This is a genomic window from Burkholderia sp. Bmkn7 (assembly GCF_041103175.1).
In the GTDB taxonomy this organism is placed as follows: domain Bacteria; phylum Pseudomonadota; class Gammaproteobacteria; order Burkholderiales; family Burkholderiaceae; genus Burkholderia; species Burkholderia cepacia.
In genome coordinates, this window is record NZ_JBGCUH010000002.1 from 898305 (window position 1) to 918987 (window position 20683).

Annotated in this window: 20 protein-coding genes; 8 read left to right on the top strand and 12 right to left on the bottom strand. The window is 67.7% G+C overall.

Annotated features, from left to right (window positions below; translation table 11 throughout):
• Nucleotides 1–167 precede the first annotated feature (167 nt).
• The 6 genes from AB3K92_RS09975 to AB3K92_RS10000 all read right to left on the bottom strand — a co-directional run bounded on the left by AB3K92_RS09975 (nucleotide 168) and on the right by AB3K92_RS10000 (nucleotide 4059).
• Nucleotides 168–593 carry a DUF2946 domain-containing protein gene (locus AB3K92_RS09975; protein ID WP_369464937.1) on the bottom strand — a complete coding sequence of 142 codons (426 nt, stop codon included), beginning with the start codon at nucleotides 591–593 and terminating at the stop codon, nucleotides 168–170.
• Nucleotides 571–2040 carry a PepSY-associated TM helix domain-containing protein gene (locus AB3K92_RS09980; RefSeq protein ID WP_369464938.1) on the bottom strand — a complete coding sequence of 490 codons (1470 nt, stop codon included), beginning with the start codon at nucleotides 2038–2040 and terminating at the stop codon, nucleotides 571–573. Before AB3K92_RS09980 ends, AB3K92_RS09975 begins: the two co-directional genes overlap by 23 nt.
• Before the next feature lie 242 nt (nucleotides 2041–2282).
• Nucleotides 2283–2768, bottom strand: a complete 486-nt coding sequence (locus AB3K92_RS09985) for a hypothetical protein (RefSeq protein WP_042977181.1) — start codon at nucleotides 2766–2768, stop codon at nucleotides 2283–2285.
• A 103-nt stretch (nucleotides 2769–2871) separates the two neighbouring features.
• The gene (locus AB3K92_RS09990) at nucleotides 2872–3417 is read right to left on the bottom strand and encodes a hypothetical protein (protein WP_027789773.1); all 546 of its coding nucleotides are present in this window, start codon (nucleotides 3415–3417) and stop codon (nucleotides 2872–2874) included.
• On the bottom strand, nucleotides 3414–3647 hold the full coding sequence (locus AB3K92_RS09995) for a hypothetical protein (protein WP_048021591.1): 234 nt from the start codon (nucleotides 3645–3647) through the stop codon (nucleotides 3414–3416). The genes AB3K92_RS09990 and AB3K92_RS09995 overlap by 4 nt, the downstream gene beginning before the upstream one ends.
• Nucleotides 3648–3735: 88 nt before the next feature.
• The gene (locus tag AB3K92_RS10000; protein WP_021162626.1) at nucleotides 3736–4059 is read right to left on the bottom strand and encodes a hypothetical protein; all 324 of its coding nucleotides are present in this window, start codon (nucleotides 4057–4059) and stop codon (nucleotides 3736–3738) included.
• Nucleotides 4060–4654: 595 nt separating this feature from the next.
• Between AB3K92_RS10000 and AB3K92_RS10005 the strand changes: the two genes are divergently transcribed.
• Nucleotides 4655–5287: a LysE family translocator gene (locus AB3K92_RS10005; RefSeq protein ID WP_060275560.1), complete on the top strand. Its 633-nt coding sequence runs from the start codon at nucleotides 4655–4657 to the stop codon at nucleotides 5285–5287.
• Nucleotides 5288–5366: 79 nt separating this feature from the next.
• Here AB3K92_RS10005 and AB3K92_RS10010 read toward each other — a convergent pair whose 3' ends face one another.
• Entirely contained in the window at nucleotides 5367–6995 is a 1629-nt protein-coding gene (locus tag AB3K92_RS10010) for an NADP-dependent glyceraldehyde-3-phosphate dehydrogenase (RefSeq protein WP_048021595.1), read from the bottom strand.
• A 925-nt stretch (nucleotides 6996–7920) separates the two neighbouring features.
• On the opposite strand from AB3K92_RS10010, the gene AB3K92_RS10015 reads away from it, so the two are divergent.
• Together AB3K92_RS10015 and AB3K92_RS10020 are read left to right on the top strand one after the other, a co-directional pair.
• Nucleotides 7921–10050, top strand: a complete 2130-nt coding sequence (locus AB3K92_RS10015) for a TonB-dependent receptor (RefSeq protein WP_369464939.1) — start codon at nucleotides 7921–7923, stop codon at nucleotides 10048–10050.
• A 34-nt stretch (nucleotides 10051–10084) separates the two neighbouring features.
• On the top strand, nucleotides 10085–10618 hold the full coding sequence (locus AB3K92_RS10020; protein WP_369464940.1) for a hypothetical protein: 534 nt from the start codon (nucleotides 10085–10087) through the stop codon (nucleotides 10616–10618).
• 19 nt (nucleotides 10619–10637) lie between these two features.
• Here AB3K92_RS10020 and AB3K92_RS10025 read toward each other — a convergent pair whose 3' ends face one another.
• Entirely contained in the window at nucleotides 10638–11585 is a 948-nt protein-coding gene (locus AB3K92_RS10025) for a LysR family transcriptional regulator (protein ID WP_021162619.1), read from the bottom strand.
• Between the two features lie 226 nt (nucleotides 11586–11811).
• On the opposite strand from AB3K92_RS10025, the gene AB3K92_RS10030 reads away from it, so the two are divergent.
• Nucleotides 11812–12840 (top strand): DUF1338 domain-containing protein, encoded by a 1029-nt coding sequence (locus AB3K92_RS10030; protein ID WP_059488881.1) that lies wholly within the window; start codon nucleotides 11812–11814, stop codon nucleotides 12838–12840.
• A 364-nt stretch (nucleotides 12841–13204) separates the two neighbouring features.
• Here the strand turns inward: AB3K92_RS10030 and AB3K92_RS10035 are convergent, their stop codons facing one another.
• From AB3K92_RS10035 to AB3K92_RS10045, 3 genes are all read right to left on the bottom strand, one after another.
• Entirely contained in the window at nucleotides 13205–13402 is a 198-nt protein-coding gene (locus AB3K92_RS10035) for a CsbD family protein (RefSeq protein WP_021162617.1), read from the bottom strand.
• 56 nt (nucleotides 13403–13458) lie between these two features.
• Nucleotides 13459–13809: a BON domain-containing protein gene (locus tag AB3K92_RS10040; RefSeq protein ID WP_174415695.1), complete on the bottom strand. Its 351-nt coding sequence runs from the start codon at nucleotides 13807–13809 to the stop codon at nucleotides 13459–13461.
• Between the two features lie 82 nt (nucleotides 13810–13891).
• A complete protein-coding gene (locus tag AB3K92_RS10045) occupies nucleotides 13892–14056 on the bottom strand; it encodes a hypothetical protein (RefSeq protein WP_021162615.1) in 165 nt (54 codons plus the stop codon).
• Between the two features lie 371 nt (nucleotides 14057–14427).
• Between AB3K92_RS10045 and AB3K92_RS10050 the strand changes: the two genes are divergently transcribed.
• The 4 genes from AB3K92_RS10050 to AB3K92_RS10065 all read left to right on the top strand — a co-directional run bounded on the left by AB3K92_RS10050 (nucleotide 14428) and on the right by AB3K92_RS10065 (nucleotide 19228).
• Nucleotides 14428–15960, top strand: a complete 1533-nt coding sequence (locus AB3K92_RS10050; RefSeq protein WP_021162613.1) for a PAS domain S-box protein — start codon at nucleotides 14428–14430, stop codon at nucleotides 15958–15960.
• Between the two features lie 140 nt (nucleotides 15961–16100).
• Nucleotides 16101–16292, top strand: a complete 192-nt coding sequence (locus tag AB3K92_RS10055; protein ID WP_021162612.1) for a CsbD family protein — start codon at nucleotides 16101–16103, stop codon at nucleotides 16290–16292.
• A gap of 416 nt (nucleotides 16293–16708) precedes the next feature.
• Complete coding sequence (locus tag AB3K92_RS10060; protein ID WP_021162611.1) at nucleotides 16709–17860, top strand: branched-chain amino acid ABC transporter substrate-binding protein; 1152 nt, start codon at nucleotides 16709–16711, stop codon at nucleotides 17858–17860.
• 195 nt (nucleotides 17861–18055) lie between these two features.
• Nucleotides 18056–19228 carry an FAD-binding oxidoreductase gene (locus AB3K92_RS10065; RefSeq protein ID WP_048021606.1) on the top strand — a complete coding sequence of 391 codons (1173 nt, stop codon included), beginning with the start codon at nucleotides 18056–18058 and terminating at the stop codon, nucleotides 19226–19228.
• 92 nt (nucleotides 19229–19320) lie between these two features.
• On the opposite strand, the gene AB3K92_RS10070 is transcribed toward AB3K92_RS10065, so the two are convergent.
• Nucleotides 19321–20502 carry a serine hydrolase domain-containing protein gene (locus AB3K92_RS10070; RefSeq protein WP_369464941.1) on the bottom strand — a complete coding sequence of 394 codons (1182 nt, stop codon included), beginning with the start codon at nucleotides 20500–20502 and terminating at the stop codon, nucleotides 19321–19323.
• Between the last annotated feature and the right edge of the window lie 181 nt (nucleotides 20503–20683).

Here is a 20683-nt window from a genome sequence, read left to right on the forward strand (position 1 = left end):
GTACGTAGGGTTGGAATGACGATGATGAAACGGACACGATGCGCGCCATGCGCGGCGCCGGCCGCCGCGCGTGGTCACGCGCGCGGGCTCGGCATCGGGCAGCGGCAAGGCGGGCAGGCGAAGCGGACGGCGCCGCGCGAGGTGCGGCGACGCGGTCGCGAGGTGCGTCAGGCGCGGGCGGAGGGCGGCCCGCGGGCGGCGAGCGCGTAGCGCTTCGACGGGGGGCGGGCGGCGGGGATCGGTGGCGCGGGCGGCGCATGCCGCACGGCCGGCGCGGCGGACAGGAGCGCCGCGTACTGCAACGGCGGATGGCCGGCGAGCAGGCCGCAATAACCGCAGCGTTCGAAATGCGCATCGGCGGGCGCATGCGGTTCCGCGTGCGTCACGAGCGTATTGCCGGTTGCCGAGCAGATCGGCGCGGCCGGCAGGCCGCCAACGGATTCGGATGCGCTCGCGCGCAGTTGCGAGATCAGCGGCGCGACCAGCGCGAGCACGAGCGCGAACAGCCCGAGCCACGCCGTGGCCCGGGCTTGCCGTGTCGGCGCGCGGCGTGCGCCGGCGCGTGACGAATCAGGCTGCCGCGCGTGCCGCACGGCCGAACAGCAGACGGTCGATCAACCAGACCGCGACGATCGTCGCGCCCATCAGCGGAAAGACGATGCCGAGCAGCACGAGCCCCGCGATCCAGCCGCGCATCGGCGGCGTGCCGCGTTCTCGCGACGGCGCGCCGAGCTTGCCGGCCGGGCGCCGTTTCCACCACATCACGGTGCCGGTGACGGCCATCGCGGCCAGCCCGAGCGACAACACCGCGCAGACGATCTGGTTCGCGAGCCCGAAGTAGCGGCCCATGTGCAGCGACGTGCCATACGACACGGCGCGCGACACCGCGCCGTAGTCGTCGTAGCGGATGTCCTTCAGCACGGCGCCGCTGTACTGGTCGAGGGAGATCGTCCGCTCGGCCTGCGGGTCGTCGGGGAAGTACGACGCGGTGAATACGCCGTCCGCGCCGGACGGCAGCGCGAGCGTGTAGCCGCTCGTCACGCCGAGGCCCGCGACGATCGCGATCGCGCGGGCCAGCGGCAGCGGGGCCGGGGTCGGCGCCGACGGCGAATGCGGGACGGGCACGTTGCCGACCGCCCACGGCGTTTGCGGCAACGGCAGGTCGTCCATCACCATCCCTGGCATCGACTCGCCGGATTCGTGGTGATGGCCCGAGGGTGCGGCGGCCTGCGCGGGCGCATGCTCGGGCGCCGCGGCGGCACCCGGGCGCGTCGAGCGCACCGACGCGCCGCCCCATGCGCCTTCCGGCGCGCCGAGGTTCACGGTCGCGGCCAGCGCCTTGAAATTCTTGCCCCACGAACCCGACCACGGCAGCCCCGTCAGGAGGAACGCCACCGTGCCGGCCGCGAGCCAGATGCCGGCCGTCGCGTGGAGGTTTTTCCACAGCGGCCGGCCGCGCAGCGACAGGTCGGGCCGCAATGCGCGCCCGACGCGCGCCGTGCCGCGCGGCCACCACAGTGCGATGCCGGTGCCGATCATCACGAAGGTCCAGCACGCGGCGAGCTCCATCAGCAGTTCGCCCGTCTTGCCGAGCAGCAGCTTGCGATGCAGCATCCGGTCGATCTGCATGAAGCGGTTCTCGACGCTCAGCGTACCGAGCACGTTGCCGTCGTACGGGTTCACGTACACGCTCTCGCGGCTGCCGTCGCGCAGCCGGAATACGTACTCGGCGCTGCGGTCCGGCGCGGTCGAGACCTGGACGGAAACCGGCGTCGCGCCGGCCGGCATCGCGGTGCGCGCACTCGCGAGCAGCGCGTCGGGATCGAGGCGCGGCGTGGCACGCGGCTCGACGACGAGCCGGTGCGGATACAGCAGCGGCTCGATCTGCGGCTGGAAACAATACAGCGTGCCCGTGATCGCGAGGATCACCAGGAAAGGCATGACGAACAGGCCGGCATAGAAGTGCCAGCGCCAGAGCGTCCGGTAACCCGCGTGGGCGGAATGGGCGGGCGAGAGGGCCCGCTCGACGGTGGTCGACATGGTGTCAGCTCCTCGTGTTCGTTGAGCGGCCACGCCGGCGCGTGCCGGCGGACGTCAACGTGCGTTGCGCCCGCCTGCGCGCAGCGACGGAGCGGGCGGCGCGGCGCCATGCGCGGACGGTGCGCATGACGGCGTCGCGCGCGCGGTGCGGGCAGGCGGATGAACGCTTGAATCAGGTCGTATGAGACGAACGGCGTGCAGGCCCGTGCATATCGATGCGCGCGGGCCGCGAGGCGGAACCGTCAGCAGAACAGGGGAGGCGCGCGGGAAGGAGGGCGATCGTCGAAGATCGATCGCACGAACGGAAGAGGGGCGACATGAATCCGGAAGCGCCGCGGGACGGCGCCCGGAAACAGCAGCACCAGCAGCACGAACGACGCGAGCGCCGTGAACAGCGCGGCGCCGAATGCGCACAGGCTGTCGCCGCCTCCGGCGGAAGCCGGGTTGTCGGCGTGCGCGTCATGCTTGAGCGCATCGGCGAGCGCGAGCGCATCGTTGGCCGGCGTGATCGGCGCGCCGGCATCGAAACGGGCAGCCAGCGCGGCCACGTCGACGATCAGCGGGCCGCGGCCCGAACACAGCACCACCGAGCCCGCATCCGGACCGTCCGGATCGAGCATCACGGCGCCCGACATCAGCGCGCGGGACAGCAGCGTCACGAGGAGGAACCCCCACAGAAGCTGTCGCGCGACGCCTGGCCGGAGCAGGAAGCGGCGAAGTGCGTTCATGGCGCGCGATTGTACCTCCGTTTGCGGTGCGGGGCCGCTCGTCACGCTGATACACGGCATCAGCCCGGCGTGCTGCCGGAAGCGGAGGCGGCGCGCGCGGCGGCTATCCGGAACCGGGCGATCCGCTTTCCGGCGGCGCGTTCGCCGGGCCATACGACCAGGTGCCGTCCGCGCGGGCGGTGAGCACGTTGCCCGAGCGCCGGTCGTAGAGATGCCACTGCTCGTCGGCCGGATCGTCGCCGTATGGCCAGGTCGTCAGCTTGCCGCCGAGGTCGAAGTCGAATGCCCACGAACCCGGCTGGGCGTGCGGCGCGACCGATTGCAGGATCTGTCCGTCGAGACGCTGCGCGGCGGCGGCGATGTCGCCGGAGCGGGATTCGCTGTGCGCGAGTTCGAGGCCGTCGAGCGCGATCGACCAGTGGCAGTAGCAGATCCACAGATGCCCGCTGCCGGCGACCGTCACGTGCCGCGACGCGAGCCTGTCCCGGGACGCCGCGGACAGGCCCGGCGAGCCGGCGAGCGGCTCCCTGACATGCAGCGCGGGCTGCCCGAATTCGAACGTGAGAAAGCTGCCCTGGCCCTTCGTCACCGACCAGGCCGGGGTGTCGCAGATGGCCGGCCAGATCCGGTCGAAGTCGGCGGCGTTCACGGCGTGCGTCTCGTGTCGGCGAAACCGGCCCGGGTGTCGTTTGCGGTGTCGTCATTGCCGGCGAGCAGATCGGACAGGTCGGCGGGCGACATGCGCCGCATCGCCCGCTCGACGTCGCGATCGTAGCGGCGGTCGTTCGGGTCGAGATGCTTTTGAGCCTTGCGCCCGTAGCGTTTCACGAACACGCCGAGCGCGCCGGCCAGCCGGGATGTCCGGTTCCTGATGCTCATGCGGCGAGATTATCGGGCGTGCGCGCGAATCGGGAATGGCCGCCGTGGCCGTGCTTGCCGCCCGCGGCAGCCGCTGCGTCGTGCCGGCTCAGGCCGGATACGCATCGTCGACTTTCAGGTTCGCGAGGCGGAACAGCGTGCGCAGCGTCTGCGGATGAATGTCGCGGTGCGCGGCGAGCGACGTCAGCATGAAGTCGAGCACCTTCGCGTAGCGGAGCAGCACGAGGCAGCGCGCGAGATCGGGCGTGCGGCCGCGCATGTCCTCGGCGAGGTGGACCATTTCGGTCGACAGCGAGCGCGCCATCTCGAGTTCCATCTGCTGTTTTTCGGTCCAGTCGGGCAACGGCTGTTCGAGCAGTTTCGCGAGAAAGAGCTGGAACGACGTGTCGGACGAATTGGGCAGCGCATCCATGAAAGGCCTCGTTGCTTGCGCGAATCGTTCGGGCGTATCGGCTGGACGCGCCCGAGGGTGGGTTTGTGTCCGCGCGATGACCGGCGCGGCTGTCTCGCCCGAATGGAATGCAGGTTCCGTACCAGCGCAGCGGGACGATTGTTGAGCAATGTTGAGCGACGGTGCGATGCAGGGCGGCGAGTCCCGCCGGTACTGGATCGTGGCGGCGATCGAGGAGGCCGTCTACCTGCGCGGCGCGATGCATGTCGGGTGCGCGGGGCGGTCCGGCGAAGCGAAATGCTTCACGGATGTAACGTAACGCGGGGATAAATTGCGTCGCGCGTTCCATGGCGGGCCGACGAAACGGGCAGCCGCGCGCCTGCCGCCTGCGCCTGTCAGGCGTTCGCCCGGCCGGAGGCGGCGCTGCGGGATGGCCGCCACGGTCGGCGAAAACCGGCGGCGAACGTGGCAGGTGTTTCAAAACCGAGACGGATTCGCCCACGGCGAGCCGGCTGCACGACCTGTCCAACTGGCCCAGCGAATTGCCGGCCAATTGTCCATGGGCAGACGGCGCGCGTTTGCCAACAATGCGTTGATCATCCCTGCGAGGTTCGACATGAGCGTCCACTCTTTTTTCTCGGCCAACCTGCTGCTGGCCTACACGGCCTATTTCATCGGGACGGCCAGCCCCGGGCCGAGCAATCTCGCGATCATGTCGGTCGCCGCGAACCAGGGCCGCAAGGCGGCGCTCGCGTTTGCGCTCGGCGTGATTTCAGGGTCGATGGTCTGGGCGACGGTGGCGGCGCTTGGCGTGTCGGCCGCGCTGCTGGCATGGTCGAAGCTGCTGGTCGCGATCAAGATCTTCGGCGGGTTGTACCTGATGTGGCTGGCATTCAAGTCGGGGCGCACGGCATGGTCGGGCAAGGCGGCGGCGTCGCTGAACGCAGCGGGCGAGCAACGGCTGTCGCGTTTCTACGTACGCGGCGCAATGCTGCACCTGACCAATCCGAAGGCGATCCTCGTGTGGGTGTCGATCGTCGCGCTGTCGTCGAATGGCGCGGGCGCGTCGCACGGCGCCGTCGTGCCGGGCTGCCTCGTGATCGGGTGCCTGGTGTTCGGCGGCTATGCGCTCGTGTTCTCGATGAACGGCGCGCGCCGGCTGTATGTGCGCGGCCGGCGCGCGATGGAAGCGTGTCTCGCCGTCGTGTTCGGCGTGGCGGGGATTCGGCTGCTGGTGTCGAACGTGTAGCGCATGCGCTCGACATGCGGGCGCACGGCCGGCGCAAGCGGCTCGCGAGTCAGCGAGCCGTGCCGCGCGGCCGCCGTACTCAGAAAATGAAGCCCGTGTTGATGAACTTCGACGTGTGATCCGACACGATCGAATCGAGCAGCTGCTTGCTGCTGTCGGTCTGCTTCGCCGCGACCATCGAGCGGATCGAGAACGCGCGCAGCGCGTCGCTCACCGACAGCGTGCCTTCCGCCGAATCCTTGCGGCCCGCGAACGGGAACACGTCGGGCCCGCGCTGGCACTGGCAGTTGAGGTTCACGCGGCACACCTGGTTCACGAGCGGATCGACGAGCGCGCCGATCTGCACCGGATCGGAGCCGAAGATGCTGACCTGCTGGCCGTGATCCGACGTCGTCACGTAGTCGAGCGCCGTCTCGACGTCGTCGAACGGCGCGACCGGAATGATCGGCCCGAACTGTTCCTCGCGGTACAGTTTCATCCCTTCCGACACCGGGTACACGACGGCCGGATAGAACAGCGTCTTGCTGAACTCGCCGCCCGAATGGTTGACGACCTGCGCGCCCCTGGCCTTCGCGTCGTCGATCGCGTCCGTCATGTAGGCCGTGCGATGCATGCCGGGCAGCGGCGTGATGCTGACACCCTTCTCCCACGGCATGCCGATCTTCAGCTGCTCGAGCGCGGCGGTGAAGCGCTTCAGGAATTCGTCGACGATCGAGCGGTGCACGAGCAGCATCTTCAGCGCGGTGCAGCGCTGGCCGTTGAACGACAGCGCGCCGAGCAGGCACTCCTTCACGGTGAGGTCGAGATCGGCGTCGGGCAGCACGATCGCCGCGTTCTTCGCATCGAGGCCGAGGATCGCCCGCAGCCGGTGCGACTTCGGGTGCTGCTTCTTCAGGTGGTCGGCCACCTTGCTCGAGCCGATCAGCGCGAGCACGTTGATCTTGCCCGACGCGAGCATGTGCGGCACGACCACCGCGCCGGGCGCGTAGATCGTGTTGATCACGCCCTTCGGGAACGCGTCGCGGAACGCCTCGAGCAGCGGCTCGAACAGCAGCGTGCCGTATTGCGGCGGCTTGAACACCACGGTGTTGCCCATCAGCAGCGCGGGGATCAGCGTCGCGAACGTCTCGTTCAGCGGATAGTTGTACGGGCCCATGCACAGCACGACGCCGAGCGGCGTGCGGCGGATCTGGCCGATCGTGCCTTCCGCGATCACGAAGCGCGAGTTCGCGTTGTCGAGCTCCTTCAGCGCGTCGATCGTCTGCGTCATGTACGTGACGGTACGGTCGAACTCCTTCTGCGAATCGGCGAGGCTCTTGCCGATCTCCCACATGATCAGGTTCACCACCAGTTCGCGCTGCGCGACCATCCGCTTGATGAAGTCCTGCATGCACGCGATGCGCTGCTCGACCTTCATCGTCGGCCACTCGCCGCGGCCCGAGTCGTACGCGCGCACCGCGGCGTCGAGCGCCGCGTCGCTTTCCGGCTCGCCCATCACGGGATAGCTGCCGATCTCGACCTGCTCGACGCTGCCGTCCGCCTGTCGCACGCACACGGGCGACAGCACGGTCTTGGTCGCGCCGTCCCACGGGCGCAATTCGCCGTCGACGAGCGACACGCGCTGGTGGATCGGCGAAGCGAGCCGGTACTCGGCGGGAATGTCCTCAAGGGCGGGAAACAGCTGTTGCAGGGAAGCGGAATCGGGCATGACGGTCTCGTTTGACGGGGTGTCCGGGAAGGACGGGCGATGCGAATCCTGAGCTGAGCGATCCTCGATCCTGAATCGGCATGATGACGCGCGCACGACGAAGCGTCACGGGGAAACATGGCCGAATCAGCGAATGGAACCAGTTCCATTAAAAAGGAACGCCGGCATGAATGCAAGATTTGCCGAATCGTGCCGCATGCCTTGAAAGCATCCGGAAAGACTGTTGCGGAATGCTGGATATAACACGCTGCAGGCACCCGCAAACGTTTCCCTGTGGCCGGATTGCGCGGATAATGGCTCGGCGCGGCGAAGAAAAAAATGTAGCGAACCTGAGAGCACACGCAGTGAACAGAAGAAGATCCGCCGCACCGCCGATGCGAGGTCGGCTGCCCGGAGCGCCGGGTCGGGGTTGCCCGGTCCGGCGCGCACCGGACTTTGAATGCATGCCGTCTGCTCCGACGGATGCTTCGTGATCCTCTCCAGTCTCTTCGTCGTCGAATCCCGAATCCCGCTTGGCTCCCGGCCCTTCATCGCCCGATCGGGGGAATGAATTTCTTTCGTTTTAATTACGTCAAAGCCGCACCAAAGCGCGAAACAGAAAGGTATTCGTCAGGAATGCAGAGCGCCAAGCGCATGTACGTTGCGGGCAGGCGACATCTCGAAAATTTACTAAAAACACGAATCATTCTCGTTTAATATTTCGCTCCGTTACAAGTCGCGACAGAAAGCCGCGGCTCGTTTCGTGCCGGTTCCGCCGGCCGGCAGCCACCCGCGCCGGCTGTGCGTCGGCCGGCGGATGCGACGGGGAGATCCCCCGCGCATCGTCTCCTTCACGGAACGTTTCGTCGGTCGATTCGCCGCGTGATGCGCGCGCTGGCCGGATGCGTTTTCGTTCGCCGTTTTTCCTTCAGCCCCTACGTTCACGATGAAACTCAACAAGAGCGCCTGCCATGCGCTTCTGATCGCCACGTCGCTGGCCGGCGCACGCACCTCGTTCGCGCAGGCGAGCGACGCTGCGGCGACCCTGCCCGCGATCTCCGTCAATGCGGCTGCCGAGCACGCGTCGTACGACGGCGGCCACTCGCGCGCGGCGACCAAGACCGACATGTCGCTGATGGACGTGCCGCAGACGGTGAACGTCGTTCCGCACGCAGTGATCGAGGACCAGAACGCGACGTCGATGCAGGATGCGCTGCGCAACGTGCCGGGCATCGGTTTTTCGGTCGGCGACGGCCAGCGCGACCAGATCACGATCCGCGGCTTCAACAGCATCACGGACCAGTACGTCGACGGCATCCGCGACGACGCGCTGTACTACCGCGACCTGTCGAACGTCGATCGCGTCGAGGTGCTGAAGGGGCCGGCGGCCGTGCTGTACGGGCGCGGCTCGGCGGGCGGCATCGTGAATCGCGTGCTGAAGCGGCCGGAAGCGAACCCGGTGCGCGACGTGGGCGTGACGCTCGGCACGCGCGGCGAGCGGCGCGGCGAATTCGACCTCGGCTGGAACGCGAACGATGCGGCGCGTTTCCGCATGACCGGCGCGGCCGAGAATTCGAACAGTTTCCGCGACCAGTTCCAGCTCAACCGCCAGGCGATCGCGCCGTCCGCGCAGTTCAAGCTCGACCGCGACACGGTGCTGAACGTCGAATTCGACTATCTGCACGACCGCCGCACGTCGGACCAGGGGCTGCCCGCGTATCTCGGCCGGCCGGTCGACGTGCCGATCAACACGTATTACGGCTCGGCGGACGCGGCGAACAGCTCGTACAACGACATCTCCGCGAAGAGCGCGACGGTGTCGCTCGATCACCGCTTCAGTGATTCGCTGTCGTTTCACGGCACGATCCGCGCGTACGACTTCTCGCTCGAACGCAAGAACTACGTGACGTACGAGCCGATCAAGACCGCCGCACACCCGGTCGTCACGCTCGACCAGTCGACGCGCCAGCGCACCGACCACGGCATCGACGGCCTGTTCGAACTCACGCAGAAGACCTCGCTGTTCGGCATGCGGCACGAGCTGCTGTACGGGCTCGAGCTGTCGCAGCAGCAGAAGTTCGACACGATCTACAGCGTGTCGAAGGTCGCGACCTACGATCTGTTCAATCCGCAGCAGGTGATCCTGCCCGGCGTGCCGACCGGCGCGCGGGCGAAGACGAACGCGTCGACCGTCATCGGGCTCGCGGGCGTCTACGCGCAGGACCTGATCTCGCTGACCGAGCACTGGAAGGTGCTCGCGGGGCTGCGTTTCGACTACCTGAACCAGATCCGCCACGACTACACGTCGTCGAACGTCAACCTCGACCGTACCGATCACGCGTGGAGCCCGCGCGTCGGGCTGATCTACGAACCGCTCGACTGGCTGACGCTGTACGGGTCGTTCAGCCAGTCGTTCTCGCCGCTCGCCGATACGCTGATCAGTGCCGGCGCGTTCGCGAACGGCGCCGCGCTCGCGCCGCAGAAGACCACCGCGTATGAAGTCGGCTCGCGCTTCGACCTCGGCGGCAAGGCGACGGCGAGCGTCGCGCTGTTCGACATGCGCCAGACCAACCAGCAGATCGGCGATCCGAACAATCCTGGCTACGCGCTGCCGATCGGCACGCAGCACGTGCACGGGATGGAGCTGGGATTCACCGGCGAGATCGCGCCGAAGTGGTCGGTGTATGCGGGTTACGCGTACCTGAACGGCACGGTCGACGGCTCGGCGCAATCGACGGCAGCGGGCGTCACGGTGGCGAGCAACACGCCCGGGCTGATGCCGCGCCACAGCGCGAACCTGTGGATCAAGCGCGAGTTGCCGTACGGCTTCTATGCGGCGGCCGGCATGCAGTTCCAGTCGGCGCGTTATACGTCGGCGAGCGATCTCGTCACGCTGCCGTCGTTTACCGCGTTCAATCTCGGCGCCGGCTATCGCAGCAAGAAGGTCGACGTGACGCTCACGCTCGACAACCTGTTCGATCGTCGCTACTTCATTGCCGCGCACGGCAATGCGGACCTGTACAACATGCCCGGCGACCCGCGCACGCTCACCGCGACGGTGAAGTGGCACATGTAACGCTCGTCACGCATCACGCGTGCGTTGCGCGACAATGCGGGTCGTCGTCACGATGGCCCGCCTTTCGCTACCCATGATCCGCCAAGCGCTTGATGTATCGAACCTGACCGGCTGCGCCCGCACGCTGTGCGCCGTATTGTTGCTGGCGTGCGGCCCGGCCGCGGCGGGCGAGCAGCCGATCCTGGCCGATGCCGAGCCGGAATGCCATGCCGTGCATGTCGACCGGACGATCACGCTGTCGGGGCGTTACGCGGTCGATTACGACGATGAAGCGATCGGCCCGGACGTGTGGTTCGAAGACGACGATGCGTCGGCGATGCGCTTGCCCGACCGCTCGCAACGTGCGGGCATGATCGTTTTCACGAACCAGGACGTTGCGCGGCGCGGGCTGCGGCTGCCCGCCGCGCAGCCTCACGGCGTTTGCCGGCTCGACGGGCGCGCGACGCTCGTGATCCGCGATCTGTATACCGCGTGCCCGGGGCTGGAAACGCCCGATAGCGCGCGGCTGGTGAAAGTCGTCAAGGCCAGCGTACCGGCGCGGCATGCCTGCAACGCCACCGTGCCCTGACGCCGACGCCACCGCGCCGTTACTCGACGTCCTCGTCATCCTCCAGATCGGCATCCTCCTCCGCGCACTCCGGCGCCGCATACGCGCTCGCCTGCTCGAGCAGCCAGCCGCGAAACAGTTCCAGCGGCTTGCTGTGGCTGAACTCCGTCGGATACACGAGGTAGTACGCGGAATCGCCGACCGTCGCCGCGTCGCACGGCACGACCAGGCCGAGCTGCTGCAACTGTTCCTCGACGAAGAATTTCGGCACGAGCGCGACGCCGAGCCCGGCCGCGGCCGCGCTGATCAGCATCGTGTGCAGCTCGTAGCGCACGCCCTGCATCGTGCGGATGTCCTCGACGCCATGTGTCTCGAACCACTGCGCCCACGCGCCGGGGCGTGTCGTCGAGTGCAGCAGCGGGTAGGCGAGCAGATCCTCGACGCGCTCGACGGGCCGGTCGAGCAGCGCGGGCGAGCAGATCGGCACGACTTCCTCGCCGAACAGGTAGTCGGACGACGTACCGGGCCAGGTCGGCTTGCCGTAGTGGATCGCGGCCTCGAAGTGCGTGTCCTCGAACGAGAACAGGTCGGTGCGGCTGCCCATGTTCACGCGCACGTCGGGCGTGCGGTCGTAGAAGCTCTTGATGCGCGGGATCAGCCAGTGCGACGCGAAGGTCGGCAGCACCGCCAGCTCCAGGTAGCCGCCGCCGCTGCCGTGCGCGATGATCGACAGCGTGTCGCGGTCGAGCGCTTCCAGCGCGCGGCGCACCTGCGTGCCGTAGAGCTTGCCGGCGCGCGTCAGCACGACGCGCTGCTTCACGCGTGCGAACAGCCGCACGCCGAGGCTGGCTTCCAGCGTCGCGATCTGGCGCGAGACCGCGCTTTCCGTCAGGAACAGCTCCTTGGCCGCGTGCGTAAAGCTCTCGTGGCGGGCGGCGGCTTCGAAAGCCACGAGCGCGCCCATGTTGGGGATCTTGAATTTGCGCATGATGTTCGATTCGTCTGACGGTCAGGCCCGCGCGGCGCCGGGCGGAAGGCGGGGCCGAGGAACGGCTGATAATTCCAAAAACTCATCACGTATCAATTTAATCTCGCTTTACGCCCGGCTGCAACCCTTTGAATAATGCTCCCCACGCAAGGTCAGGCGCCCGCTGGGCAGCCGGCCGACGAGTTGCCGGCACGTTTGCCGGCGGTCCCCCGAGACGAGAATCCTGATGCGCAATCCGAATATCGAGAGCTTGCTGACGAAGCTGCTGGGACAGGCGAAGACCGACGCCCTGTTCTCGACCCTGAACATGCCGGCCATCCTGGAAGAATGGGAAGAAGGTGTCGTGACGCGCGCGGAAATCGCGCAGGCGATGAACATGGCGCTGTTCGAAGGGCTGCTCGAGCGTTCGGCGAACGGCCGCGCTTATACGGCCGACGCGATCGAAAGCGGCGGCTCGGTCTATTTCGACCACGGTGCGCTGCGCACGGTGCGCTGGCCGCATACGGGCGCGCTGCCGCCGGGCGAGGCCGCGTTCACGCGCATCCTGCGTCCGCTCGGCTTCCGCCTGAACGGTCGTTACCCGCTCGACAAGCTCGGCATGACGGGCCGCGCGTATGCGCATGAAGACGCGCCGGACGAAATCGCGCAGTTCTTCGTCAGCGAACTGCATCCGGAACGTTTCTCGAAGGAATTCCAGCAGGCCGTGACGAACGTCGTCAGCTCGTCGCGGGATCCGCTGTCGCCGGCGGCCGTCGCGCTGCTGTGGGAAGTCGAGCGCGAAGGCTGGCTGTCGCTCGACGCCGCGCACGCGCTGCTGCCGGAGATCGTCGGTGCGTTCGCGCGCCAGCACGATGTGCCGAACGAACTCGATTACGAAACGCTGCTGCTGGAATCGGCGGAAATGGCGTGGATCGCGACCGAAGGCAACGCGTTCAACCATGCGACCGACCGCGTGGCCGACGTGTTCAAGCTGTCCGACGACGAGAAGGCGAAGGGCCGGCCGATGAAGCCGGAAGTCGAGCGTTCGCGCTCGGGTCGCGTGTTCCAGACCGCGTATCGTGCCGACACCGTCGAGCGCGAGTTCCGCACGCGCGACGGCGGCACGGTGAAGCGCAACGTGCCGGGCTCGTTCTACGAGTTCATCACGCGCAAGCGCACGTTCGACCAGGCGGCGCGCCGCTGGGTGACCGACCTGCGTTTCGATGCGGGCAACGCGCAGGGCATCTTCAAGATGACGGCGAACGCGGCGAAGTAACGACGCGAAAGCGCGGTACGTCGCTTTCGGAAGAGACGAGCGGATCGGGCAGGACGCAAGGGCGTTCTGCCCGATTTGCGTTGGGGACCCCGCGATGCCGCGCAATACGCGCGATCGGGCGAATGCCGGATCGCGGCGTCACGGTCATCGATCTGATTGGGGAAAGTGGAAAGCGGAAAGCGGCATAGCGGCTGGCGCATGCCGCGCGCCGTGCCGTCAGAACACGTGCGTGATCAGAAAGAACAGCACCAGCAGCCCGACCGGCACGCCGAGCAGCCAGGCGATCAGGTATTTGCCCATGTCGTAGGTCCTGGTGGCCGCGACGCCGTCGGCGCCGCGGCGGTTGGATGAATGTGCTGTCGCGTCACAGCTCGCGGTCGAATTCCTTCAGCTGCTTCTCGGCCGCGTCGCGGGCGATCCCGTACCGTTCCTGGATCTTCCCGGCGAGATACTCGCGATTGCCGTCCGCGACGGCCAGGTCGTCGTCGGTCAGCTTGCCCCACTTGGCCTTCAGCTTGCCGGTGAGCTGCTTCCACTGGCCCTTGATCTTGTCCTCGTTCATCATGTGCTCCTTGTCGTGCAGGGATAAAAAGCGCGGCGGCGTGCCGCGCCGGGAGGTCAGGCCTTCGCCTTCAGGCCGGATGCGTCGACGTGCTTCACGCCCTTGACCGCGCGCGACACGGCGATCGCCTTCTTCACGGCGATCTTCGTCGGCAGCACGCCCGTCAGCGTGACGACGCCGTCGACGGTCTTCACGCTGATGTCGACGCTCTTCAGGCCGTCGGTGGCGGCCAGCTGGCCCTTCACCTTGGTCGTGATCCATGTGTCGGTGACGGGCTGGTTCGATTCGGTCTTCACGCCGTTGTCGGTGGATGCGTCCTGCGCAACCGCGTTCGTGAGCGGCGCGGCGCCGAGCAGGAAAGCCGCGCTGACGGCGAGCAGTGTCGAAAGGTGCGAGATTTTGTTCATTGATGTTCTCCTTCGATTGATGGGGTGAGTGGACCGATCGTGGAGCACGGATCGTGCCGCGCGTTACTACCGCGTGACTTCATTACCCGGCGATCGGCGTGTCGTAGCCGGGCTCGCGCGGCGGCATGTCCGGGCGCGGCACGTCGGGCGGCAGCGGAACCGGCGGATCGGTGCCGGGCGGCGGTTCGGGCGGGTTGTCCGGAGGCGGTTCAGGCCGCGTCGGATCGGGTGTCTGATGCAGCTTCATCGTGCTTCTCCTCTGCGGTTCGGATGGCAGCGCATGAGCGCCGATGCAGAACCAGCGTACCGGGTCGAACGTGCACGGGCATCGCGCAAATTCACCTGATCGGCTAGTGCGTTTGCACGGGGGCGTCGTGAAGGGGAGGAGGGGCGCCCGCGCGTTGCGGTGCGCGCAAAGCAGGCGCGGAGAATGCTTCGGGGATCGGCGGGATGCCGCACGGTGGCGGCACGCGATGCGAATGTACTATGGCGGTTAGTGCATCCGCGCCTGTCGCGCACGGATGCGGCGCGCGATCATCGCCACACGCGCCGGCCGGCGCGTGCCGACGAAGCTGCAACCGGGCCGGCGGTCATGCTGACGACATGGACAACCATTCGATGAACGAACAGGTAAACGAACAGGCGCTGAAGTCGCATACCGACCGGCGCCAGCTGCACCAGATCATCGCGGGGCTCACCGAGGGCGTGATCCTGGTCGAGCCCGACCAGCGGATCGTCTGGGCGAACGAGGCCGCGCTCGCGATGCACGGCGTGACCGAGCTGAAGGCGCTCGGCGAGACCGTCACCGATTACCGCGAGCGCTTCCGGCTGCGCTACCGGAACAACCATCCGGTGCGCGACGGCCACTATCCGATGGATCGCGTGATCGCGGGCGAGGAGTTCAGCGACGTGACGGTCGAAGTGGAATCGGCTGCCGACGAAACCGTGAGCTGGGTCCACCGCATCCGCAGCCTCGTGCTGACGAACGCGGCCGGCGAACCCGACTGCCTCGCGCTGGTGCTGCACGACGCGACCGAATGGGCGAGCGCCGAGGAGCGCTTCGAGCGCACCTTCAACGCAAACCCGGCGCCGGCCGTGATCTGCCGGCTCGACGACCTGCGCTACGTGAAGGTCAACCAGGGTTTTCTGGACATGACCGGCCACGCGCGCGACGACGTGCTCGGCCGCTCGGTATACGAGGTCGACGTGCTCGAACAGGCCGAACGGCGCGAGCTCGCGATCGAGCGGCTCGGCGAAGGCGCGACGATTCCGCAGATGGAGGCCGTGCTGAAACTCGCGGACGGCAGCACGAAGGCCGTGGTCGTCGCCGGGCAGCCGATCGACATGAACGACGAGGCATGCATGCTGTTTACGTTCATGGATCTCGAGCCGCGCAAGCAGGCCGAGCGCGCGCTGCGGCAGAGCGAGGAACGCTTCGCGACGGCGTTCCGGATGGCGCCGGTCGCCACCGCGATCGTCACGGCCGACCGCTTCGAATTGCTCGACGTGAACGACGCATTCGCCGCGATGACGGGCCATGCGCAGGACGACCTGCTCGGCAAATCCGCGGAGGAAATCGGGTTGTGGGCCGAACGCGGCGCGTGGCAGCGCATCGAAGGCCGGCTCGCGCGCGACGGCAACGTGCGCAACGCCGACGTGCAGATTCGCACGCGCGACGGTGACGTGCGCGATTGCGTCGTGTCGGCCGACCCCGTCGCGATACACGGGCGCGACTGCCTGCTCGTCGCGCTGCTCGACATCAGCGATCGCAAGCGCACGGAGATGGAACTCGTGTACGCGATCGAAACGGCGATGCAGGATGCGTCATGGTTCAGCCGCACGCTGATCGAGAAGCTGGCGAACGTGCGGCGCGCGAACGCGCCGGATGCGGGCGCCCAACTGTCGGACCTGACCGCGCGCGAGCGCGACGTGTTCGACCTGCTGTGCCACGGTCTCGCCGACAAGGAAATCGCCGGCCGCCTCGGGCTCGCGCCGAACACCGTGCGCAATCACGTCGCGACGATCTACGCGAAGCTCGACGTGCACAGTCGCGCCGAGGCGATCGTGTGGGCGCGCGAACGCGGGATCGTCGGCGCGGCCGATGCGAACGGCACGCGCGGCGCGAAGGCGGGCGAGAACGGCAAGGACTGACGCCGTCGGTACGAATGCACCATGCGCGCTGGTGCATCCGCATCTGCCGCGCGCGGCGCCCGCTTGCGATCCTGTCCACTCGGCGGTGCGGCGCTGGCCGTCACGCCGCCGGTTCTCCCCAACCATCGCAGGAGACGACCATGGACAGGAATCGGATCGAAGGCAAGCTGAAACAGGTCAAGGGTTCGGTCAAGGAAGCGCTCGGCAAGGTCACGGGCGACCGCAAGACGGAACTGGAAGGCGTCGCCGAACAGCAGGCCGGCAAGCTTCAGGAGCAGGCCGGCGAGGCGGCGGATGCGGCGCGCAAGCAGACGGACGCCGATCGGCATTGACCGATGACGCGGCGCCGCGGGCGTCGCGGTGGCCGGCCGGGCCGTCGTCGCAACGATGATGCGCTGCCGGCATGACCACGACCGGCCTTGATGGACGGGCGCCGGCGCCGCTTCCCATGAAAACTGCCTGCCCGCGGTTCACGGTTGCGCGGGCCGCGGGCCGGCCGCGCATGCGGAACTTGATGACAAATCCTCACTACATAGTTCCGATATTTCGTTTGCTGCACGGGTATTGGCTGCCCACAATCCATTCACCTCTTTCGCGATGAAAGGCTCTTCGGAGACGGAGCTGCGGCGATCGACCGGCCAGGTGCGTTGCACGACGCCCCGGTAGCGGACGAGACGACCGGCACGCGAGAGGGCGCCGACGCGCGGTGGTCGCGCGTTGCATCCCGGCCCCCAGAACAAGGATTGTCATGACGTTCCGCATTCGTTCGCTTTCCGGCGTCGCATTGACCGCCGCGATTCTCGCGCTCCAGACGGGCGCGGCCCACGCGCAGGAGACGGTCGTCAAGGTCGGCGTCGCCGGCCCGCTGACGGGAGGCGGCGCCGCCTACGGCAAGGACATCGAGAACGGCGTGCGCATGGCCGTCGACGAAGCGAATGCCGCGCATCCGACGGTGGGCGGCAAGCCCGTGAAGTTCGTCGTCGCGTCGCAGGACGACCAAAGCGATCCGCGCACCGGCGTGCAGGCCGCGCAGCAGCTCGCCGACGCGCAGGTGGCCGTCGTGATCGGCCACTTCAATTCGGGCACGACGCTGCCCGCGTCGAAGATCTACGCGAAGGCCGGCATTCCGATGATCACGCCGTCGGCGACCAATCCCGACATCACGCGCGCCGGGCTCGGCACCGTGTATCGCGTGATCGCGACCGATACGCAGAACGCCGGCAATGCGGGCGCCTATGCGGCGAGCGTGACCAAGGCGAAGCGCATCGCGATCATCGACGACCGCACGGCGTTCGGCCAGGGCGAAGCCGACGAATTCGAGAAGGCCGTGAAGGCGAACGGCGGCACGATCGTTGCGCGCGAATTCACGAACGACAAGGCGGTGGATTTCAGCGCGCAGCTCACGAAGATCAAGAGCACCAACGCCGATCTCGTGTTCTTCGGCGGCCTCGACGCGCAGGCCGCGATGCTCGTGAAACGCATGCGCCAGCTCGGCATTCGCGCGCAGTTCCTCGCGGGCGGCGGCGTGATGAACGCGAACTTCATCAAGCTGGCCGGCAACGCGGCGGAAGGCGCGGCCGTGTGGGAATACGGGCAGCCGCTGTCGCGTCTCGCGAAGGGCAAGACGTTCGAAACGAAATTCCGGCAGAAGTACGGTGTCGACATGCTCGCGTATGCGCCGTTCGCGTACGACGCGACGTGGATCGCGATCAACGCGATGCAGAAGGCGAACTCGACGAAGCCGGCCGATTTCAACGGCGCGCTGAAGGGCACGCGCTACGACGGCATCACGGGCACGATCGCGTTCACGAACACGGGCGACCTGAAGAACCCGAGCTCGACGCTGTACGAGGTGAAGAACGCCGCGTGGCAGCCCGTCACGACGAAATCGGCGGATTGAACGCAACAGGCGCGCGCGGACTTTCGCGGAGCTGCCGGACGTGCTGAAATGCCATCGGCGATCGGTTGCGATCGCGGCGCACGCCGGTGCGGCAGCCGCACGAGTCCGCCTGCGCGACGCCGCGTGCGACGCGGCACGAACAACCCACGGGCGCAGCCGGCCGGCCGCGCCCTTCATGTGCAACTGGAGTCAGTCGTGAGTTCTCAAGTCGTCATCGTCGGCGGTGGTGTGATCGGCAGCTCGATCGCCTATTTCCTGCGCGCCACCGATCCCACGGTATCCGTGACCGTCATCGAGCGCGACCCCACCTATGCGAGATCGTCGTCGGCGTTGTCGGCCGCGTCGATTCGCCAGCAGTTCTCGACGCCGCTGTCGATCCAGATGTCGCTGTTCGGCATCGACTTCCTGCGCACGATCGGCGAACGGCTCGAAGTGGACGGCCACCAGCCGTCGATCGACCTGCACGAAGGCGGCTACCTGTTCCTCGCGACGCCGGCAGGCGACGCGACGCTGCGCGAGAACCATGCGCTGCAGACGAGCCTCGGCGCGGATATCCGGCTGATGGACCGCGATGCGCTGCGCGCGAAGTTTCCGTGGCTGAACGTCGACGATCTCGTATCGGGCTCATATGGCGTGAGCGGCGAAGGCTGGTTCGACGGCTACGGGCTCGTGCAGGCATTGCGCAAGAAGGCGCAGGCGCTGGGCGCGCGCTACGTGCCGTCCGACGTGACGGCGGTGGTGCGCGACGGCCGCAAGGTGACGCATGCGGTCACGGCCGACGGCGAACGCCATGCGTGCGACACGCTCGTCAACGCGGCCGGTGCATGGGCCCGCACGCTGTCGTCGATGATGGGCATCGACATCCCCGTCCATGCGCGGCGGCGCAGCATCTTCAACGTGTCGTCGCCCGCCAGGCTCACGGATTGCCCGCTGCTGATCGACCCGACCGGCGTGTATTTCCGGCCGGAAGGGCGCACGTACATCTGCGGGACGTCGCCGAGCCCGGATCGCGATCCGGACGACCTGCCGCTCGACGAAGTCGACCACGACCTGTTCGACGAGGTGATCTGGCCGACGCTCGCGAACCGCGTGCCGGAGTTCGAGGCGCTGCGCGTGGAGAACTGCTGGTCCGGGTACTACGAGTACAACGTGTTCGACCACAACGCGATCATCGGGTATCACCCGGACCTCGACAACGTCGTGTTCGCGAACGGCTACAGCGGCCACGGGCTGCAGCAAGGGCCGGCGACGGGGCGCGGGGTCAGCGAACTCATTCTGGGCGGGCGTTACGACACGCTCGACCTGTCGTCGCTCGGCTGGGCGCGAGTGCTGGAAAACCGGCCGATCGTCGAAAAGAACGTCGTGTAGCGCGGCGTACCCCGCCCCGTGTGGTGGGCGGGATTCTCCTTGTGTCTCGACTCATTGGCCCGACCGTGTCGGGCCTTTTTTTGTTGCGCGTGTCAGCCGGCGCCGTAGATCGCGTCGCGCAGATCGATCGTGTACTGGCCGTTCATCCCTTCGTAAAGCGTGTTCGACAGCGACACGACGGTGAGCCCCCGGGCGCGGTCGACGAACCACGAATGCCCGTACACGCCGCCCCAGCGCCACGTGCCCACCGACTCCGGCGAGGCCGCCGCGAGCGGGTCGCGCAATACCGAGAACCCGATTCCGAACCCCGCGCCGGGCAGGTCGGGCAATTCGAGGTTGCCGGTGTGGATGCGGCCCATCTCGTCGACCAGGTCGGCCGGCAATAGCGAGCCGCCACCGGCACGCAGCGTGTCCAGCAGGTTCAGCACGTCGGCGGCGGTGCCGACCATCCCGGCGCCGCCCGACGGGAAGGCATCCGCGTCGAGCGCGCGCGACGGCGAATACGTCACGCCGACGGTTCCGTCGAAGATGGGCACGGTCTCGTTTTCGGCGAGCCGGTGCGGTTGCGGCGTGTCGTTGACGTAGGGCGTCGCGAGCCGCGCGGGATCGCGTGCGACGAATCCCGTGTCGCGGGCGCCGAGCGGGCGGAGCACGAGCGTGTCGATGGCGTCGGCGAGCGGCAGCCCGCTGACGGCCTCGATCAGCGCGCCGACCACGTCGATGGAAAGCGAATAGTTCCAGCCGGTTCCCGGCGCGAACTGCAGCGGCACGCTCGCGATCCTGCGCAGGTTTTCGGCGAGCGTGATCGATGCGGCATCGAGCCCGTCGGAGGCGCCCGCGCGCGCATAGGGGCCGGTCGCGTCGGCTTCCGTGAAGCGATAGCCGAGGCCGGCCGTATGCGTGAGCAGGTGGCGCACCCTGATCACCGGCACGCTGCCGTCGCGCAGCGCCGGGCGGAACTCGGGCAGCCAGCGCGTGACGTTGTCGTCGAGCGACAGCTTGTGTTGCGCGACGAGCGCCATCGCGGCCGCCGAGACGATCGGCTTCGTCACCGATGCGAGCCTGAACAGCGTGTCCTCGCGCATCGGCGTGCGCGCTTCGCGATCGGCGAACCCGGCCGCGCGGCGATAGACGAGTTCGCCGTCGCGTGCGATCAGGACGACCACACCGACGAGGCGATGTGTTTCGAGTTGACGGGACAGTACCGCATCGACGCGCTCGGCGAGTGCGGGATCGGCCGACGGCTGCCGGGATGATGCGCGGTTGGGGATCATCGAAGACTCTGTCGTGAAAGGTGTGCCGACATGGTAGGCGGCATGCGCCGGAAGTGGCGTTTATCCATACGTCGAACAGGGCTTCGTGCGCCGCACCGGCCGGCGCGGGCGGCCACGGGGCAGGAGATTGAACCGGGCGCCACGGCAGCCGCGTTGCGGTGCGTCATGCCGGGCCTGCGCC

What these genes read in the sequence shown, in the direction of transcription:
- AB3K92_RS10000 (WP_021162626.1), bottom strand. Translation starts at nt 4,059, where the DNA reads ATGGATGCGCTGCCCAATTCGTCCGACACGTCGTTCCAGCTCTTTCTC.
- AB3K92_RS09985 (WP_042977181.1), bottom strand. Translation starts at nt 2,768, where the DNA reads ATGAACGCACTTCGCCGCTTCCTGCTCCGGCCAGGCGTCGCGCGACAG.
- AB3K92_RS10010 (WP_048021595.1), bottom strand. Translation starts at nt 6,995, where the DNA reads ATGCCCGATTCCGCTTCCCTGCAACAGCTGTTTCCCGCCCTTGAGGAC.
- AB3K92_RS10025 (WP_021162619.1), bottom strand. Translation starts at nt 11,585, where the DNA reads ATGCGCAAATTCAAGATCCCCAACATGGGCGCGCTCGTGGCTTTCGAA.
- AB3K92_RS10050 (WP_021162613.1), top strand. Translation starts at nt 14,428, where the DNA reads ATGAACGAACAGGTAAACGAACAGGCGCTGAAGTCGCATACCGACCGG.
- AB3K92_RS09980 (WP_369464938.1), bottom strand. Translation starts at nt 2,040, where the DNA reads ATGTCGACCACCGTCGAGCGGGCCCTCTCGCCCGCCCATTCCGCCCAC.
- AB3K92_RS10070 (WP_369464941.1), bottom strand. Translation starts at nt 20,502, where the DNA reads ATGATCCCCAACCGCGCATCATCCCGGCAGCCGTCGGCCGATCCCGCA.
- AB3K92_RS10055 (WP_021162612.1), top strand. Translation starts at nt 16,101, where the DNA reads ATGGACAGGAATCGGATCGAAGGCAAGCTGAAACAGGTCAAGGGTTCG.
- AB3K92_RS10020 (WP_369464940.1), top strand. Translation starts at nt 10,085, where the DNA reads ATGCGGGTCGTCGTCACGATGGCCCGCCTTTCGCTACCCATGATCCGC.
- AB3K92_RS09995 (WP_048021591.1), bottom strand. Translation starts at nt 3,647, where the DNA reads ATGAGCATCAGGAACCGGACATCCCGGCTGGCCGGCGCGCTCGGCGTG.
- AB3K92_RS10035 (WP_021162617.1), bottom strand. Translation starts at nt 13,402, where the DNA reads ATGAACGAGGACAAGATCAAGGGCCAGTGGAAGCAGCTCACCGGCAAG.
- AB3K92_RS10015 (WP_369464939.1), top strand. Translation starts at nt 7,921, where the DNA reads ATGAAACTCAACAAGAGCGCCTGCCATGCGCTTCTGATCGCCACGTCG.
- AB3K92_RS10030 (WP_059488881.1), top strand. Translation starts at nt 11,812, where the DNA reads ATGCGCAATCCGAATATCGAGAGCTTGCTGACGAAGCTGCTGGGACAG.
- AB3K92_RS10060 (WP_021162611.1), top strand. Translation starts at nt 16,709, where the DNA reads ATGACGTTCCGCATTCGTTCGCTTTCCGGCGTCGCATTGACCGCCGCG.
- AB3K92_RS10005 (WP_060275560.1), top strand. Translation starts at nt 4,655, where the DNA reads ATGAGCGTCCACTCTTTTTTCTCGGCCAACCTGCTGCTGGCCTACACG.
- AB3K92_RS10040 (WP_174415695.1), bottom strand. Translation starts at nt 13,809, where the DNA reads ATGAACAAAATCTCGCACCTTTCGACACTGCTCGCCGTCAGCGCGGCT.
- AB3K92_RS10045 (WP_021162615.1), bottom strand. Translation starts at nt 14,056, where the DNA reads ATGAAGCTGCATCAGACACCCGATCCGACGCGGCCTGAACCGCCTCCG.